Source organism: Nocardiopsis sp. TSRI0078 (genome assembly GCF_001905145.1).
In the GTDB taxonomy this organism is placed as follows: domain Bacteria; phylum Actinomycetota; class Actinomycetes; order Streptosporangiales; family Streptosporangiaceae; genus Nocardiopsis.
The window spans coordinates 113250-128763 of record NZ_LWLB01000012.1 but is presented as its reverse complement, the minus strand read 5'-3'; the positions used below and the strand labels follow the sequence as shown (position 1 = coordinate 128763).

The 15514-nt window shown below is 72.4% G+C and carries 12 protein-coding genes and 3 tRNA genes; 9 read left to right on the top strand and 6 right to left on the bottom strand.

All coding sequences use genetic code 11. From position 1 onward, the window contains the following. Window positions 1-6: 6 nt before the first annotated feature. Together A6A08_RS11015 and A6A08_RS11010 are read right to left on the bottom strand one after the other, a co-directional pair. Window positions 7-528, bottom strand: a complete 522-nt coding sequence (locus tag A6A08_RS11015; protein ID WP_073702461.1) for a hypothetical protein — start codon at window positions 526-528, stop codon at window positions 7-9. Beyond that, complete coding sequence (locus A6A08_RS11010) at window positions 528-863, bottom strand: hypothetical protein (protein ID WP_073702460.1); 336 nt, start codon at window positions 861-863, stop codon at window positions 528-530. Before A6A08_RS11010 ends, A6A08_RS11015 begins: the two co-directional genes overlap by 1 nt. Before the next feature lie 159 nt (window positions 864-1022). Here A6A08_RS11010 and A6A08_RS11005 point away from each other — a divergent pair. The 3 genes from A6A08_RS11005 to A6A08_RS10995 all read left to right on the top strand — a co-directional run bounded on the left by A6A08_RS11005 (window position 1023) and on the right by A6A08_RS10995 (window position 3427). After that, a tRNA-Asn gene (locus A6A08_RS11005) sits at window positions 1023-1095 on the top strand. A 400-nt stretch (window positions 1096-1495) separates the two neighbouring features. Beyond that, window positions 1496-3121, top strand: coding sequence for a cellulose binding domain-containing protein (locus A6A08_RS11000; protein WP_073702459.1), 1626 nt, complete (start codon window positions 1496-1498; stop codon window positions 3119-3121). Between the two features lie 233 nt (window positions 3122-3354). Beyond that, window positions 3355-3427, top strand: a tRNA-Asn gene (locus A6A08_RS10995). A gap of 337 nt (window positions 3428-3764) precedes the next feature. On the opposite strand, the gene A6A08_RS10990 is transcribed toward A6A08_RS10995, so the two are convergent. After that, the gene (locus tag A6A08_RS10990) at window positions 3765-4652 is read right to left on the bottom strand and encodes an SAM-dependent methyltransferase (RefSeq protein WP_073702458.1); all 888 of its coding nucleotides are present in this window, start codon (window positions 4650-4652) and stop codon (window positions 3765-3767) included. Between the two features lie 542 nt (window positions 4653-5194). Between A6A08_RS10990 and A6A08_RS10985 the strand changes: the two genes are divergently transcribed. After that, window positions 5195-5899 (top strand): dihydrofolate reductase family protein, encoded by a 705-nt coding sequence (locus A6A08_RS10985; RefSeq protein WP_073702457.1) that lies wholly within the window; start codon window positions 5195-5197, stop codon window positions 5897-5899. After that, on the top strand, window positions 5896-6366 hold the full coding sequence (locus A6A08_RS10980; RefSeq protein ID WP_073702456.1) for a deaminase: 471 nt from the start codon (window positions 5896-5898) through the stop codon (window positions 6364-6366). Before A6A08_RS10985 ends, A6A08_RS10980 begins: the two co-directional genes overlap by 4 nt. Before the next feature lie 30 nt (window positions 6367-6396). Here A6A08_RS10980 and A6A08_RS10975 read toward each other — a convergent pair whose 3' ends face one another. Together A6A08_RS10975 and A6A08_RS10970 are read right to left on the bottom strand one after the other, a co-directional pair. Continuing rightward, a complete protein-coding gene (locus tag A6A08_RS10975; RefSeq protein WP_073702455.1) occupies window positions 6397-8907 on the bottom strand; it encodes an RNA helicase in 2511 nt (836 codons plus the stop codon). 191 nt (window positions 8908-9098) lie between these two features. Beyond that, window positions 9099-10088 carry a malate dehydrogenase gene (locus tag A6A08_RS10970; protein ID WP_073702454.1) on the bottom strand — a complete coding sequence of 330 codons (990 nt, stop codon included), beginning with the start codon at window positions 10086-10088 and terminating at the stop codon, window positions 9099-9101. Between the two features lie 265 nt (window positions 10089-10353). Here A6A08_RS10970 and A6A08_RS10965 point away from each other — a divergent pair. From A6A08_RS10965 to A6A08_RS10955, 3 genes are all read left to right on the top strand, one after another. After that, window positions 10354-10427, top strand: a tRNA-Ile gene (locus tag A6A08_RS10965). Window positions 10428-11144: 717 nt separating this feature from the next. Beyond that, on the top strand, window positions 11145-11714 hold the full coding sequence (locus A6A08_RS10960) for a UTRA domain-containing protein (RefSeq protein ID WP_242422329.1): 570 nt from the start codon (window positions 11145-11147) through the stop codon (window positions 11712-11714). 2 nt (window positions 11715-11716) lie between these two features. Then, window positions 11717-12472: a glycosyltransferase gene (locus tag A6A08_RS10955; RefSeq protein WP_073702453.1), complete on the top strand. Its 756-nt coding sequence runs from the start codon at window positions 11717-11719 to the stop codon at window positions 12470-12472. Window positions 12473-12507: 35 nt separating this feature from the next. Here the strand turns inward: A6A08_RS10955 and A6A08_RS10950 are convergent, their stop codons facing one another. After that, entirely contained in the window at window positions 12508-13209 is a 702-nt protein-coding gene (locus A6A08_RS10950; protein WP_073702452.1) for an exonuclease domain-containing protein, read from the bottom strand. 328 nt (window positions 13210-13537) lie between these two features. On the opposite strand from A6A08_RS10950, the gene A6A08_RS10945 reads away from it, so the two are divergent. Continuing rightward, complete coding sequence (locus A6A08_RS10945; protein ID WP_073702451.1) at window positions 13538-15484, top strand: GDSL-type esterase/lipase family protein; 1947 nt, start codon at window positions 13538-13540, stop codon at window positions 15482-15484. Window positions 15485-15514: the final 30 nt, after the last annotated feature.

Sequence of the window (15514 nt, the reverse complement as noted above, 5' to 3'; positions counted from 1 at the left end):
CGGGGGTCAGACGCCCATCTGGTCGTGGAGGGCGTCCAGGGCCCGCGAGACGGCGTCGGGCAGGCGCTGGTCCCGCGGGTCCACGCCCTCGCCCAGGTGGATGCGCCAGGCCACGTCGGTGCCGCCGGGAGGGCGGCGCGCCACCAGCCGGAAACCGGTGGCGGAGTCGGAGCGGGGGAAGGGCACGAACCGGTTGACCAGGATGGTCGCGGTGACGCGCTCGGAGACGGTCTCGGCCAGGCGGCGGTAGTCCACACCGTCGGTGCCGGGGCCCGAACGCAGGCGTACGGTGTGCTCACCCGATCCCTCCTCCAGGAACGTGAAGGTGTCGGGGGTCCAGCGGGCCTGGTCGATGTCCTGCCAGGGCACGGCGCGGCCGTCGGGCAGGTGCAGGGCGCGTGTGGTGGCGGTCAGGACCGGGGCGTCCTCCCCGGCCGGGGCGACGACGGGCGCGTGCGCGAGCACGCGCTCGCCCCGCCCCAGCCGGGCGCGCACCCCGGCGGGCACGCCCCTGGAGAACAGGGCCACTAGCGCTCTCCGCCGGGAGCGCCCTTGTCGCCCCGCGGCTGGGTGCCGTTGGAGCTGCGGGCCTCCCACTCGACGAACTCGATCTCCTCGTCGGTGGGCCGGGCCAGGAAGTCGCGCAGCGACGTGACCGGCATCCGGTCCACGGCCTTGTCGTAGACGGTGCGGCCCGCGTTGCTGACCTGGGCGCCGACGAGTCCGGCGACCTCCTGCACGACGGGGCTGTCGGCCACCTTGCGGGCGGTGCGGGAGAGCTGCTCGTAGCGGGCCCTGCCCGCCTTCGCCCCCAGGACGTAACCGATGGCGAGTCCGGCGGCGAACGTGATCCGGTAGCGCATGGGGTACCTCTTCAGCCTTGGAGACGATCGGCGTGATCCTGCTTTGACGTTACCCCGGAGGGGACCGGGCACACGTGAGGGACACCGGTCACGAGCACTCCGCGGGGGCGCTAGGCTAGAGGTGTCTTCACGGCCCCCGAGAGGCCGCGGAGCACGCCATCCCGCGTAGCTCAATCGGCAGAGCAGCCGGCTGTTAACCGGCAGGTTACTGGTTCGAGTCCAGTCGCGGGAGCAGTAGGGACAGGGTCTCTCCCCGGCAGGGGAGGGGCCCTGTCGCCGTTTCGGGCGACAAACGCCGTGGCGCGCCGACCACGGACGTTCTTCCTGACCACCATGCCCTTCCCGTTCGTTCGGCACGTCTGGCCCGAAACATTCCGGAAGAACTCCGTTCCTCTCCTGGAGAAAAGCCGGAAGTTCTTCTTAGTATGGGGTCACGATCCGGTTCCGTCCCGCGACCCACAGCAACCCCCACCGGCGGGTCCACACGTCCCCTCCCCGCCACCGCGTCCGCGGTGGCGCCCTCGCCAGGCGGGACCGACCACCCCCCGTTCGGTGCGCCGACGGATGCACGCCCCGTGTCCTCCGGAAAGGGGCCTCCCCGCGGCCGCGCACCCTGCCTCTCGGAGGTCCCCATGCGCTTTCCCCGACATCGCCCCCGGGTGTGGACGGCCCTGGCCCTCGCGGTCGCCGCGAGCCTGGCCACCACCACCCTCGATCCGCAGACGGCCGCGGCCGCCGACGAGCACAACGGTGCCGACTGCGCGGTACCCGGCTCCGTCCCCCAGGTCTTCGAGTCCCGGCTCCCCGACCCCTTCACGAAGCTGGACGGCACGCGCGTCACCACCAGGGCCGAGTGGGAGTGCCGGCGGGCGGAGATCCACGAACTGGCGGAACGCTCCGTCTACGGCGAGAAGCCCGCGCCGCCGGACAGCGTCACGGGAACGGTCTCCTCGTCCAACATCACGGTGAACGTGACGGACCAGGGACGGAGCACCAGCTTCTCGGCGTCGGTCGACCTGCCGAGCGGATCCGGGCCCTTTCCGGCCGTCGTCGTCTACGGAGGGTTCGGCGCGGACACGGAGACCATCAAGTCCGCCGGGGCCGCCGTCATCAGCTACGACCCCTTCTCGGTCGGGGCCGAGGGCACCTCACGCGGCGACAAGCAGGGCGCGTTCTACGACGTCTACGGCTCCTCCAGCGGCACGGGGCTGCTCATGGCCTGGGCCTGGGGCACGAGCCGCATCATCGACGTCATCGAGCAGTCGGGCGGCACCATCCTCCAGGCGGACGCGACCGGCGTCACGGGCTGCTCGCGGTACGGCAAGGGCGCCTTCGTGGCCGGGGCCTTCGACCAGCGCATCGACCTGACCATGCCGATCGAGTCCGGCACCGGCGGTGTCCCCGCCTTCCGCGGGATCGCCCAGGAGAGCGGCTCCCAGCCCCTGGACAGCGCCTACGGAGAGCAGCCGTGGCTGGGTGACGCCTTCGGCCCCCACACGGGCGACCCGAGCACGCTGCCGGTGGACACGCACGAGATCGTGGGCATGATCGCGCCGCGGGGCCTCCTCGTCATGGACAACCCCCACGTCGACTGGCTGGGCGCCCGGTCCGGCAGTGTGGCGGCCCTGGGCGGGGCGGAGGTCTACGCGGCGCTCGGCGCGAGGGAGAACATCAGCTACTGGTCCGACGTCCAGGACGGCACCCACTGCGCCACCAGGTCCGAGTGGCAGGGTCCCCTGCGGCAGAGCATCGAGGCCTTCCTGCTGGACACGGGCCGGGCCCCCGGCGTGTTCAGGATCTCGTCCGGCAAGTCCGGCGACCTGTCCGGGTGGCGGGACTGGCAGACCCCCGTCCTGACCGGCGACGGCGGCGGGGCCCCGGGTGACGAGGACCCGGGTGACGAGGACCCGGGGGACGGGGATCCCGGCGACGAGGACCCGGGTGAGGGCACGAACGGCGCCTGCACCGCCGACTACCGGACGGTCAACAGCTGGTCCGGTGGCTTCCAGGGCGAGGTGTCGGTCCGCAACAACGGCACCGGTCCGCTCGACGGCTGGTCCGTCGACATGACCCTGGCCTCCGGCCAGTCCATCAGCAACCTCTGGAACGGGGAGAGCACCGGGACCAGCGGATCCGTCACGGTGCGCAACACCCCCTGGAACGGCGCCGTCGCGGCCGACGGCACGGTCACCTTCGGCTTCGTCGCCACCGGCGGTCCGGCCACCGAACCCGATGGCGTCACCTGCAGCAGCCCCTGACCCCTCCGCACACCCCGGCGGTCCCGCCCCGGCAGGAGTTCGCTCCCGCGGGGCGGGGCCCCTTCTCGGAGCACGGGGCGCCGCGACGGCCACGGGAACCCGGGCCTCCGGCGTGCCTCACCCGGCCCGGGGCGGGTGAGGGGGAGCGCGGCGGAAAACGCGTCGCGAGCACCCTTCAGGAGGCGCTAGGCTAGAGGGCGTCGCCAGGGCCCGAGGCCTTCCGGCGCACGCGATCCCGCGTAGCTCAATCGGCAGAGCAGCCGGCTGTTAACCGGCAGGTTACTGGTTCGAGTCCAGTCGCGGGAGCAGTAGGGACAGGGTCTCTTCCCACCAGGGGAGGGGCCCTGTCGTCGTTGTGCGCCCACCGCGACGGCGGGGGAGAGGGTGCGTTCGAGCGGGCCGGGGAAAGCGCGAAGGGTCTCCTGCCTCGGGCTCCGCCACGGCTGTTCTCGGACGGGGACGCCCACGTCGTCGTGGCGTCGACGCTCCCGGCCCGGCATCCACGGCTCGGACACGGCCGCCGCGCGCGGCGGGTCGGCCACGGGTGCACTGGAACACTCCGGGGCCCGCCCGGAGGGGGCGGCCCTCGCCCGCTGCCGGTCCGGCACGGCTCCGACGCGGGGAGAGGGAACGGGGCAGGGGTTCAGATCCTGCCGATGCCGCCGAGGATCAGCCGCCGGTTGCGCTGCGGCATCTGGTAGCAGCCGGGCACGGGCGGGGCCACGGGCAGCGTGCGCCAGCGCTGGACCTCGATCACACCGGGCTCGCAGACCTCCCAGCCCTCGAAGAAGGCCTCGATGGCCTTCCGGGAGCGCCAGCGGCCGGATCCCAGGCGGTCCAGGAAGACGCGCTCCAGCTGCTCGGCCCGCGCCGCGTCCTTCGGGAAGACGGTCGGGTCGGGGCGGCAGTAGTGGCTGAGGACCATGTGGCTGCCAGGAGCGAGGGCTTCGCGCAGGACCGCGATGTGCTCGGCCGGGGTGTCGGCGTCGGAGGTGTGGGAGACCGCACCGGTGAGCAGCAGGCCCACGGGCTCGTCCAGATCGACGAAGCCCCGGATCCCGGAACTGCGCAGGAACTGGCCGGGCCGGGTGAGGGAGGCGTCCACCGCCGTGGTGGCGCGTCCGCTGCGGAGCAGTGCGCGGTGGTGGGTCAGCACCACCGGGTCGTCGGTGGCGTAGACGACCCGGGCCCCGGGAACGCTCTCGTGCGCGATCTCGTGCGGGTCGCCGGGCGCGGGCAGCCCCGCACCGAACTGGATGAACTGCCGGATGCCCAGGTCCGCGCTCAGGTGGCGGACGGCGCGCTGGAGGAAGGCCCGCTCGCCCAGGACCAGGTCCTGGAACCCCGGCGCGGCCCGCTCCGCCTTGGCGGCCAGGTCCCGGTCCACCTCGAAATGGTCCTTGCCCTTGAGGTGGAAGGAGTGCAGCCGGGCCACGCTGGGCTGCGCCAGGTCGAGGAGGGGGGGAGGATTGGCCCTGACGTGTTTGCCCCCCGCCTGCCTGAGGAAATCGGGGGAGGAGAATCGAGGCATCGCCTTCCTCTTGTCTGAGGTGGGGAAGTCTGGTCGACCTCTGGATTGTATTCCGAGTGTGCGGTGTTGTTAACCGAGTCACAGTCACAGGTCGAAGAAATCGTCGCTCGGCGTGCCCGGGAAGTGTCGCGCGGTACGTGGAAGGACTCGCTTGGGCGTGCTAGGACTTATATGCCTAATGTCCATTATGCGAGGAATTGGGGGCGAGGAAGACGCCCGCAAGCCCGCGGAGGCGGGCTCCGCGGCTTCGCGTGTGCGATGGTGCGACTGCGGTGCCCCCCGGGGAAGCGCCGCCGAGTCGCCCTCGTGAGATCACACGCCCTTGCGCGGCCGTTCGGGAAAAGTGCGTACCGTACGGTCGGCGGTAAATTCCGCTTCCGCGGTCGCTGCCTGCGGCAATTCACGCTTCGCCGTGGAAATGCGGTGTACCGGGCGAACGGTGCGCCGCTCCCGAAAGGAATCCGCCGCCCGACCGGGGCGCGCCGCCCGAGCGGGGCGCGCACGGCGGGCGGCATCCACCGCACACGCCCTAGCCTGGAGGTATGGACCGCCCCTACACCATCCTCAGCTGCGCCATGTCGGTCGACGGACGTATCGACGACACCGGCCCCCAGCGGCTGCGCCTGTCCAACGAGGCCGACTTCGCCGAGATCGACGAACTGCGCGCGGGATGCGACGCGATCCTCGTCGGCGCGGGCACCCTGCGCGCCGACGACCCCCGCCTCCTGGTGCGCTCGCCGCTGCTGCGCGAGCGCCGCCGCGGTGAGGGGCGCACCGGGAACCTGCTGAAGGCCCTGGTCACCCGCAGCGGGGAGTTCTCCCCCGGAGCCCGTTTCTTCTCCACCGGGGACGCCGGCGCCGTCGTCTACACCGGGGGCGCCGGCGTCGCGACCGCCCGGCGCGCGCTGGAGAAAAGGCCCGCCGCCGACCCGCCCGCCGAGGTGGTGGACGCCGGGGACCCCCCCACCGCAGAGGCGATCCTGGCCGACCTGGCCGACCGGGGGGTGTCCCGCCTGCTGGTGGAGGGCGGAGGGCACATCCACACCCTGTTCCTCACCTCGGGGCTGGCCGACGAGCTCCGACTGGCGGTCGCCCCGTTCTTCGTGGGGGAGGAGGGCGCCCCGCGCTTCGTCGTGCCCGGTCCCTTCGTGCACACCCCCGACGCGCCGATGCGGCTGGTGGAGGCGCGGGCGCTCGGCGACGTGGCCGTCCTGCGCTACCGCCTGGGCTCCGCGGAGCAGGCGTGAGGAGCGGTCCGCCCCCGGCCGGGGGAGAGGCCGACGCGTACTGGCTGCGCCGCACCGTCGAGCTGTCCCGCTCCTGTCCGCCCTCGGGCACCGCGTTCTCGGTGGGATGCGTCGTGGTCGCCGGTGACGGCACCGTCCTGGGCGAGGGCTACTCGCGCCGCGACGACCCGAGCGACCACGCCGAGGAGGCGGCCCTGCGCGAGGTGGACGCCGACGACCCCCGGCTGGCCGGCGCCACCCTGTACTCCTCGCTGGAACCGTGCAGCTCCCGCTCCTCCCGGCCGCTGCCCTGCAGCGCCCTGATCCTGGCCACGCCGGTCCCGCGCGTGGTCTTCGCCTGGCGCGAGCCCGCCCTGTTCGTGGACTGCGACGGAGCCGAGCGCCTGCGCGCGGCGGGCCGGACCGTGGTGGAGCGCCCCGACCTGGCCCCGGGGGTCCGCGAGGTCAACGCCCACCTGACGGGATGACCCCGGTCCCGCCAGGCGGGGCGGAAGCGGTCAGAGCCGGTTGACGTCCACCACGTGCACCACCGCGTGTCCCTCCTCGTCGGAGGCCTCCAGGTCCACCTCCGCGCTGATGCCCCAGTCGTGGTCCCCCGCCGGATCGGCGAGGATCTGGCGGACCCGCCACAGCTCCGGCTGCTCCTCCTCGACGAGCAGCATCGCCGGGCTGCGTGCGTCGGGGCCGATCCCGATGGAGTCGTGCTCCTCGAAGTACTCCTCCAGGGCCTCCTCCCAGTCCTCGGCGTCCCACTCCCCGTCGCCTTCCAGCCTGCCCAGCTCGGCGTAGCGGCGGCGGGCGGCCAGCTCCACGCGGCGGAACATCTCGTTGCGCACCAGCACGCGGAAGGCCCGCGTGTTGGTGGTCACCGGACGGACCTTCTCCTCGGCGGGCTCCTCGTCCCCGGAGACCTCCGTCTCGGGGTTGGTCAGCTGCTCCCACTCGTCCAGCAGGCTGGAGTCGACCTGGCGAACCAGCTCCCCCAGCCACTCGATGAGGTCGCGCAGCTCCTCGGTCTTGGCGTCGTCGGGCACCGTCTGGTTGAGCGCCTTGTACGCACTGGCCAGGTAGCGCAGCACCAGCCCCTCCGAGCGCGCCAGCTCGTAGAAGCCCACGTACTCGGTGAAGGTCATCGCCCGCTCGTACATGTCGCGGGCCACCGTCTTGGGCCGCAGCGGGTGGTCGCCGACCCACGGGTGGCCGCGCCGGTACACGTCGTAGGCGTGGCTGAGCAGCTCCTCCAGCGGCTTGGGGTAGTCGACCTCCTCCAGCCGCTCCATGCGCTCCTCGTACTCGATCCCGTCCATCTTCATCTGCTGGACGGCCTCGCCGCGGGCCTTGTTGAGCTGTGCGCCCAGGATCTGCCTCGGGTCGTCCAGGGTGGACTCCACCACGCTGAGCACGTCCAGCGCGTAGGTGGGCGACTCCTTGTCCAGCAGCTCCAGCGCGGCCAGCGCGAACGTGGACAGCGGCTGGTTGAGCGCGAAGTCGGCCTGCAGGTCCACGGTCAGCCGGGCGGGGCGCCCCTGCTCGTCGGGCTCGGGGAGGGTCTCCACGATCCCGCCGTCCAGCAGCGACCGGTAGATGGCGATGGCCTCGTGGATGTGGCGGCGCTGCGTCCTGCGGTCGTCGTGGTTCTCGGTGAGCAGGTGCTTCATGGCGGCGAAGCAGTTCCCGGGCCGGGCGATCACGCTCAGCAGCATGGCGTTGCTCACGCGGAAGCGGGAGGTCAGCGGCTCCGGCTCGGCCTCGATCAGCTTGTTGAAGGTCGCCTCGTCCCAGGCGACGAACCCCTCGGGGGCCTTCTTGCGCACCACCTTGCGCCGCTTCTTGGCGTCGTCCCCGACCTTGGCCAGCGCTTTCTCGTTCTCGATGACGTGCTCGGGCGCCTGGGCCACCACGTTGCCCACGGTGTCGAACCCGGCGCGTCCGGCCCGTCCGGCGATCTGGTGGAACTCGCGGGCGCGCAGGCGGCGTACCCGGGTCCCGTCGTACTTGCTCAGGGCTGTGAACAGCACGGTGCGGATGGGTACGTTCACCCCCACACCCAGGGTGTCGGTGCCGCAGATGACCTTGAGCAGCCCGGCCTGGGCCAGCCGCTCGACCAGGCGCCGGTACTTGGGCAGCATGCCCGCGTGGTGCACGCCGATGCCGTGCCGCACGTACCGGGACAGGTTGCGGCCGAACCTGGTGGTGAAGCGGAAGCTGCCGATCTCCGCCGCGATCGCCGCCTTCTCCTCCTTGGTGCACATGTTGATGCTGGTCAGCGACTGCGCGCGCTCCACGGCCTGGGCCTGGGTGAAGTGCACGATGTACACGGGGGCGTTGCCGCTGCCCAGCAGCTCCTCCAGCGTCTCGTGCAGCGGGGTGACCCGGTAGTCGTAGTAGAGGGGAACGGGGCGCTCGGCCGAGGCGACCACGGCGGTGGAGCGACCGGTGCGCTTCTCCAGGTCCTCCTCGAAGCGGCTGACGTCGCCCAGGGTCGCCGACATCAGCAGGAACTGCGCCTGCGGCATCTCCAGCAGGGGCACCTGCCAGGCCCACCCGCGGTCCGGCTCGGCGTAGAAGTGGAACTCGTCCATGACGACGGTGTTGATGTCGGCGTCGGCGCCCTCGGCCAGCGCGATCTGGGCCAGGACCTCCGCGGTGCAGCACACGATGGGCGCGTCGGCGTTGACGCTGGCGTCACCGGTCATCATGCCGACGTTCTCGGTGCCGAAGATCTTGCACAGGTCGAAGAACTTCTCCGACACCAGAGCCTTGATGGGCGCGGTGTAGAACGCGCACTCGTCGCGGGCCAGGGCGGCGAACAGCGCGCCCGTGGCCACCATGCTCTTGCCCGAGCCGGTGGGGGTGTTGAGGATGACGTTGGACCCGGAGACGACCTCGATGAGCGCCTCCTCCTGGTGCGGGTAGAGGGTGAGACCCCGTTCCTCGGCCCACAAAGCGAACGCCTCGAAGAGGGAGTCGGGTTCTGGTTCGGCCGGAAGTACATCGATGAGACTCACAGTCTCTATACTGCCTGCTCTCCGAAGCCCTCCGGGACAGAGCCGTGCGCCCGCGGCCGGAGCCCGCTCCAGGCGTTCCCGAACCGGCCGGAGGCTCCGGAGACGGCGACGGGCACGCCCCCGGAGGGCGTGCCCGTTCGCGCGGTCCGGGCCGACCCCGCGCCGGGTCGCGCGGGTCCGGGGGCCGGGTGCTACACCAGGCCGAGCTGCTTGACGGTGTCGCGCTCCTCGACGAGCTCCTTGACGGAGGCGTCGATGCGGGAGCGGGAGAAGTCGTCGATCTCCAGGCCCTGGACGATCTCCCACTTGCCCTCGCGCGAGACGACGGGGAAGGAGGAGATGAGGCCCTCGGGTACGCCGTAGGAGCCGTCGGAGGGGATGGCGGCGGAGGTCCAGTCGCCCTCGGGGGTGCCGTTGACCCAGTCGTGGACGTGGTCGATGGCGGCGTTGGCGGCGGAGGCGGCCGAGGAGGCGCCACGGGCCTCGATGATCGCGGCGCCGCGCTTGGCGACGGTCGGGATGAAGTCGTTCTCCAGCCAGGACTGGTCGCCCACGGCCTTGGCGGCGCTGGTGCCGTTGACCTCGGCGTTGAACAGGTCCGGGTACTGGGTGGCGGAGTGGTTGCCCCAGATCGTGAGCTTCTTGATGTCGTTGATCGACACGCCGAGCTTCTTGGCGAGCTGGGTGAGCGCGCGGTTGTGGTCCAGGCGGGTCATCGCGGTGAAGCGCTCGGCCGGGACGTCGGGGGCGTGGCTCTGGGCGATGAGGGCGTTGGTGTTGGCGGGGTTGCCGACCACCAGGACGCGGATGTCGTCGGCGGCGCCGGCGTTGATCGCCTCGCCCTGGGGCTTGAAGATGCCGCCGTTGGCCTCGAGCAGGTCACCGCGCTCCATGCCCTTGCCGCGCGGGCGGGCGCCGACCAGCAGGGCGACGTTGGCGCCCTGGAAGGCCTGGGTGGCGTCGTCGAAGATGTCGATGCCCTGGAGCAGCGGGAAGGCGCAGTCGTCCAACTCCATCGCGGTGCCCTCGGCGGCCTTGACGGCCTGCGGGATCTCCAGCAGGCGCAGCTTCACCGGGGTGTCGGCGCCGAGCAGCTGGCCGGAGGCGATCCGGAACAGCAGCGCGTAGCCGATCTGGCCGGCGGCGCCGGTGACGGTGATGTTGACGGGTGCTTTGGACATGGCGTGAACTCTCCTGAACGACGTTGTGCGACCCGCGATGTTACCAACGGGTTCGACGCGGCGTCGGTACCGGGCGCTGGGGTCGTCCAGGTGCGCGCCGCGCACCTCACCACCCTAGACCTCGTGTCCCCGCGGACCGCGAGCCAGGTCCGCCGGTGGGGTGGCCGGGCCCTTCCACCAGCGGCCGCGGGCTCCGCCCGGTAACGGATTTACGGCGCGGAAACGGAGGACACACCCTGTTAGGATGACGTTTGCCGACGACGGCGGGCCGGTAGCTCAGTTGGTTAGAGCAGGGGACTCATAATCCCTGGGTCGCGGGTTCGAGTCCTGCCCGGCCTACCCACTCCGGACACGGAAAAAGCGCCGCCGACCTGCGAATACAGGCCAGCGGCGCTTTCTTCGCCCTCCATCGTCCCACGGCCGGATACGGCCCGCTCCGGGCCGCCGCGGGGAATGCGCGGCCGCGTTAGCGGCTCGGAAGTCGTGGAAACCGGCCTCGGCCCGTGCCGTGATTCGCGTTCGCCCTCGTCAAGGTGGCGGGCGTGAATACGAAGTAGGACATCAAGGATGTGTCCTTCCCATTCCGCCACTTGTGGTGATTAACTCCCCGGATTCGGCCACGTGGAGACACGCGCACTTCGTAGGTCACAGGGGCGCCGGGCGAGTGGACCCTGATTCGGCCCGGCACCCCCTGCTCCTCGGGGAGCCACAGTATGGCCCGCCTGTCCGCCGCTCTCGCCCCATGGCGGCAGTCACCCCGCGAAGCCGTGGGAGCGGGGGACGGTCGGCGGCACCCGCATGGGGAGCACACGGCCAGGTGAGCGGCTCGGACGCGGGCGGGCGCGGTTTCTGCCCTGTCCGGCCCCGTGTCGCGTCGCGCTGGCGAGGTGACTGGACAACGGGCCGCCGTCGGAATAGATCGGAAGGACGCGCCTCCTTCGGAAGGAGCTACGGGCCTCGGCCTCTCCCGAGGGCTCGGGCGGCGCGTGTCGGCCGACGGAAGGCGGGTCCAGGATGGTTCGGACAAGGGCGGGCGGACGGGGACCCCGGCGCCTCGTGCGCAGGACCAGCGAGCGGCACCAGTGGGAGAAGGACCGTGCCCGGACGAGCCAGGAGGAGCGCGTGGCGACCGGCGCCACGGAACGCGACACCGGGCTCACCGCGGACGACCTCGTGTTCCACGCCGAGTACCACGAGGTGGAGGCCGACGAGGAACTGGCCGGAGCCCTCCATGTGCGCGTGGGGACCAGGCTGGTGGAACGCCTCTACCGGACGCGCTACCGGGAGGAGGCCGCGCCCTTCAACATGACGCGCTCCTACCTCGTACACGCGATGGTGGCGTCCAACCCGGACCTGCTCGACGCGTCCGGGGAACCGTGGCCCGGCGGTACCCAGAGCCAGCTGTACACCGTGGGCATCGAGGTGGACCGGGTCGAGGAGCGGGTCACCGCACGGCCCCCCACCGCCGAGGAGGCCGGGGAGCTCGCGCTGCCGCCCGACGCCGCCGTGATGGTGCTCCGGAAGACCTCCGTCGACACGGACGGCCGCGTCGTGGACTGGTCGGAGGTCGTCCTTCCGGGCGACCGGACCGAGGCCGTCTTCACGACCTGCCTGGAACGGTGGTGACCATGGGCGGGACCGTCTCCGTCGTCACGGCGGTGCACGCCCCCGGCGCCGGGTTCCTGCCGCAGGCGTACGAGTCCCTGTCCGGGCAGGCCCTCCCGGACGGCTGGGACTGGCAGTGGGTCGTGCAGGAGGACGGGGAGACCGACGCCGTCAGGCCGTACGTGCCGGACGACCCGCGCGTCAGCTTCGGGCGGGGCCGGCCGGGCCGTGCCGGAACGGCGCGCACGATGGCGCTCTCCCGTGCGGAGGGCGAGTTCGTCAAGGTCCTGGACGCCGACGACCGGCTGACGCCGGGCGCGCTGGCCCGGGACATCGGGGCCCTGACGCGAACACCCGGAACCTGCTGGACCACCTCGCGGGCCCTGGACCTCATGCCCGACGGGTCCACCGTCGGGCATGAGGGGGATCCGCCGGAGGGCCCGGTCGAGCGGGGCGCCGTCCTGGACTCCTGGAAGGCGCACGGACTTCGCCTGCCCGTCCATCCGGCGACCCTGTGCGTACGCCGCGACCTGCTCCTGGCCCTGGGCGGGTGGATGGCGCTGCCGGCGTCCGAGGACACCGGGCTCCTCCTCGCCCTCAACGCCGTGAGCCGCGGCTGGTTCACGGCACGGACAGGACTCCTCTACCGCAAGTGGCCCGGCCAGGTTACCGCCGCCGCCTCGCACACCGACGAGCACGAACGGAACGCCCGTACGGCCGTCGTGGAGGCACGGGCGCGAGCCCTCGCGGAGACGGGCTGGTGCTTCGAGCCCTCCTGACCGCCGTGCGCCCGGGGAGGCGGCCGGGCCGGTGCTCAGGTGCGGTCGGCGATCGGCCAGGAGCCGTCCACGACCGCCTCGGGGTCCTTGCGCCGCAGGTAGGCCTGGAAACTGGCGGCCTGCTCGGCCTTCCAGGCGGCCTGCGCGGTGTGCAGGCCGTCGATGTCCATGTCCGCCAGCTCCGGGTGGGTGGTGGCGAGCTTCCAGGCCAGCCGGGCGGCGGCCAGCGCGTCGGCGGCGGCCCCGTGCGCCTGGTCGGCGTCCAGGCGCACGCCGTGGTGGGCGCACACGTCGACCAGCTTGCGCGAGCCGCGCCGGAAGGTGTCGAGGTGCTTGTCCAGCACGAGGGGGTCCAGGACGCGCAGCAGCCCGTCGAGGCGCACCCCGGAGCCGTGGCGCTGGAGTTCGGCCGTGAGCAGTCCCAGGTCGTAGGGGGCGTTGTAGACCACCACCGGCAGGCCGTCCGCGGCGGCCTTCTCCAGGGCGGCGCCGATCTCGGGTACCGCCTCGGCGGCGGGACGCCCGTGCTCGCGGGCCTGCTCGGTGGTGATGTGGTGGATGTCTGTGGCCTCCTGGGGGATGTCGATGCCCGGGTCGACGAGCCAGGTGGTGACGTCCTTGGCGCGGTTGACGGGATCGATGCGCCACAGGGCGGCGGTGACGATCCGGTCGTGGTCCAGGTCCAGGCCGGTGGACTCGACGTCGAACGCGGCCATGGGACGGGTGTGCCAGGTCATGCGGGCCTCTCTGGGTTCGGGGGTTCGACGGGAGGGGCGTGGCGCTTCCTCTGAGGACGCGGTCCCGGAAGGCCTGGCTCCATGGAGTGGACAAGCATGACTTTCGCACATTCCCGGGGCACGGACACCCGTTCTCCCAACCTCCGCGCGAGCCGGACACGGTGCGAAACGCCGCCCGGGGGTCCACCGGAACCTCCCCGCCGCGCGGAGTGTGCTCGTTTACACTGACGGCCGGTCCAAGGGGCGGGGTGCGCCACGTCTCGGCAACCACCGCGTGCCCGGCGTCGTCCGACAGTTCGGTGGACAAGTGCGTTCGGGGAGGCGAGTGTTGGGATCGGACGGGACATCACGGCGAAGCGGCACGCACCGCCGGCGTGGGAATCCCGCCTCCCACCTGCTGCGCGGCGCGGCGGCGGCCGTGGCGGCGGTGCTCCTCGCGACGGTCGTCACCGTCACGGTCTCCTACGGCGTCGGCACCGAACCCCCGAAGCAGTCCGAGCGGACGAACCACCAGGGTGCCGGGACCCCCTTCGCCGCCCTCATCGACCGGATCGGCATATCCCGGGACGGCTCCTCCGCCAACGTCGACCTCGACGGCTCCGGCAACAGCCTGTCCTCGCAGACCCTGGCCTCGGCCGGATGGACTCCCGGACGCGAGGTCGTCCTCCTCGGCGCGCCCCTGAGACTGCCCGACTACGCCCCCGGGCGTCCCGACCACCTGGTCTCCGACGGCCAGTCCGTCCGGCTCGACGCCGGGCGCTACCGGTCACTCACCTTCCTGGCCACCGCCACCCGCACCGGCGGGGCCGGGACGGGCGGCACCGGCGCCGCCGACACCGACGCCGAGGTCCACGGCACCGGCCGGGTGGTCTACGCCGACGGGGAGGAGCAGGAGTTCGCCCTGTCCGTCCCCGACTGGACCGCCGGACCCGCGAGCGAGGCCGCGCTCACCCTGCCCTACGCCAACTCCGACTCCGGTCCCGACCCCGGGCTCGGCACGGTGCGCCTGTACGCGCGCGACGTGCCCGTCGACCCCGCACGCGAGATCTCCCACGTGGTGCTGCCCGAGGCCGGCGACGGCGGGGGCCGCATCCACCTGTTCTCCGTGGGCGGGCGCGCGGCGGACCCGGAGTGGACCGGCACCTGGGCCCGGGCCACCTCCGGCTACATGGAGGTCGGCCCCTGGGAGGACCAGACCCTGCGGCTGTCGGTACGCACCACCACCGGCGGCGGGGACGTGCGGATCCGCCTGGACAACACCTTCGCCACCTCCCCCGTCACCGTGGGAGCGGCCTCCCTGGCACTGCGCGGCACCGGTGCGGCCACCGACGGCGCCGCGGTCCCGCTCACCTTCGGCGGGCGCTCCGAGACCGTCCTCCCGGCCGGGGGACAGGTGTTCAGCGACCCCGCCGGGATCTCCGTGCCGCCGCAGACCGACCTCCTGGTCAGCGTCCACCTGCCCGAACGGGTGACCACAGCGCCGGTGCACTACGCCTCGGTGGACACCAACTACACCAGCGAGCCCGGCAGTGGCGACCACACCCTGGATCCCAGCGGGGAGCCGTTCACCGGAAAGGTGGGCCAGTGGCCCTTCCTCACCGGTGTGGAGGTGCTCGACGGACCCGGTGCGGTCGTGGCGCTCGGCGACTCCATCACCGACGGCGTCCGCTCCACCCGCGACGCCCACGCCCGCTGGCCCGACGTGCTCAGCGCCCGCCTGGCCGCGCAGCCCGAACTGCCCCACCCGGGCGTGCTCAACCTCGGGGTGTCCGGCAACCACGTGGTCAGGGACGGCTACCCGGGCGAGGGGGTCTCCACCAACCCCGGCGGCGTCGCGATGACCCGCCGGCTCCACAGGGACGCCCTCGTCCAGAACGGCGCGGACACCGTCGTCGTCTTCGCCGGCATCAACGACCTGCGCTGGGGCACCTCGCCCGAAGCGGTGATCAGCGGCATCGGGCAGATCGCACGGCTGGCCCACGAGTACGACCTGCGGGTGTTCGTGGCCACGCTCGCCCCGTGCGCGGGCGAGCGGCGCTGCACGGCCGAGGTCGAGCGGGCACGCCAGCAGGTCAACACCTACCTGCGGTCCCAGAGCAACGACCCGCTGTCGCCCTTCGACGGGGTGTGGGACTTCGACGCCGTCCTGCGCGACCCGCAGGACCACACCCGCCTGCGGCCCGCCTACGACTCCGGGGACCACCTCCACCCCGGCGACGCCGGCCTGCGCGCGCTGGCCGAGTCCGTCGACCTGTACCAGCTGGTCGGGAGCTAGCGCGGTGACCGCGAAGGCTCGCCGGGCCGG

Bases quoted from the DNA above. Each gene is read 5' to 3' on its own strand.
- A6A08_RS10950 (WP_073702452.1), bottom strand. From the start codon at position 13,209: ATGACCTGGCACACCCGTCCCATGGCCGCGTTCGACGTCGAGTCCACC.
- A6A08_RS10985 (WP_073702457.1), top strand. From the start codon at position 5,195: ATGGACCGCCCCTACACCATCCTCAGCTGCGCCATGTCGGTCGACGGA.
- A6A08_RS10970 (WP_073702454.1), bottom strand. From the start codon at position 10,088: ATGTCCAAAGCACCCGTCAACATCACCGTCACCGGCGCCGCCGGCCAG.
- A6A08_RS10955 (WP_073702453.1), top strand. From the start codon at position 11,717: ATGGGCGGGACCGTCTCCGTCGTCACGGCGGTGCACGCCCCCGGCGCC.
- A6A08_RS11000 (WP_073702459.1), top strand. From the start codon at position 1,496: ATGCGCTTTCCCCGACATCGCCCCCGGGTGTGGACGGCCCTGGCCCTC.
- A6A08_RS11010 (WP_073702460.1), bottom strand. From the start codon at position 863: ATGCGCTACCGGATCACGTTCGCCGCCGGACTCGCCATCGGTTACGTC.
- A6A08_RS10990 (WP_073702458.1), bottom strand. From the start codon at position 4,652: ATGCCTCGATTCTCCTCCCCCGATTTCCTCAGGCAGGCGGGGGGCAAA.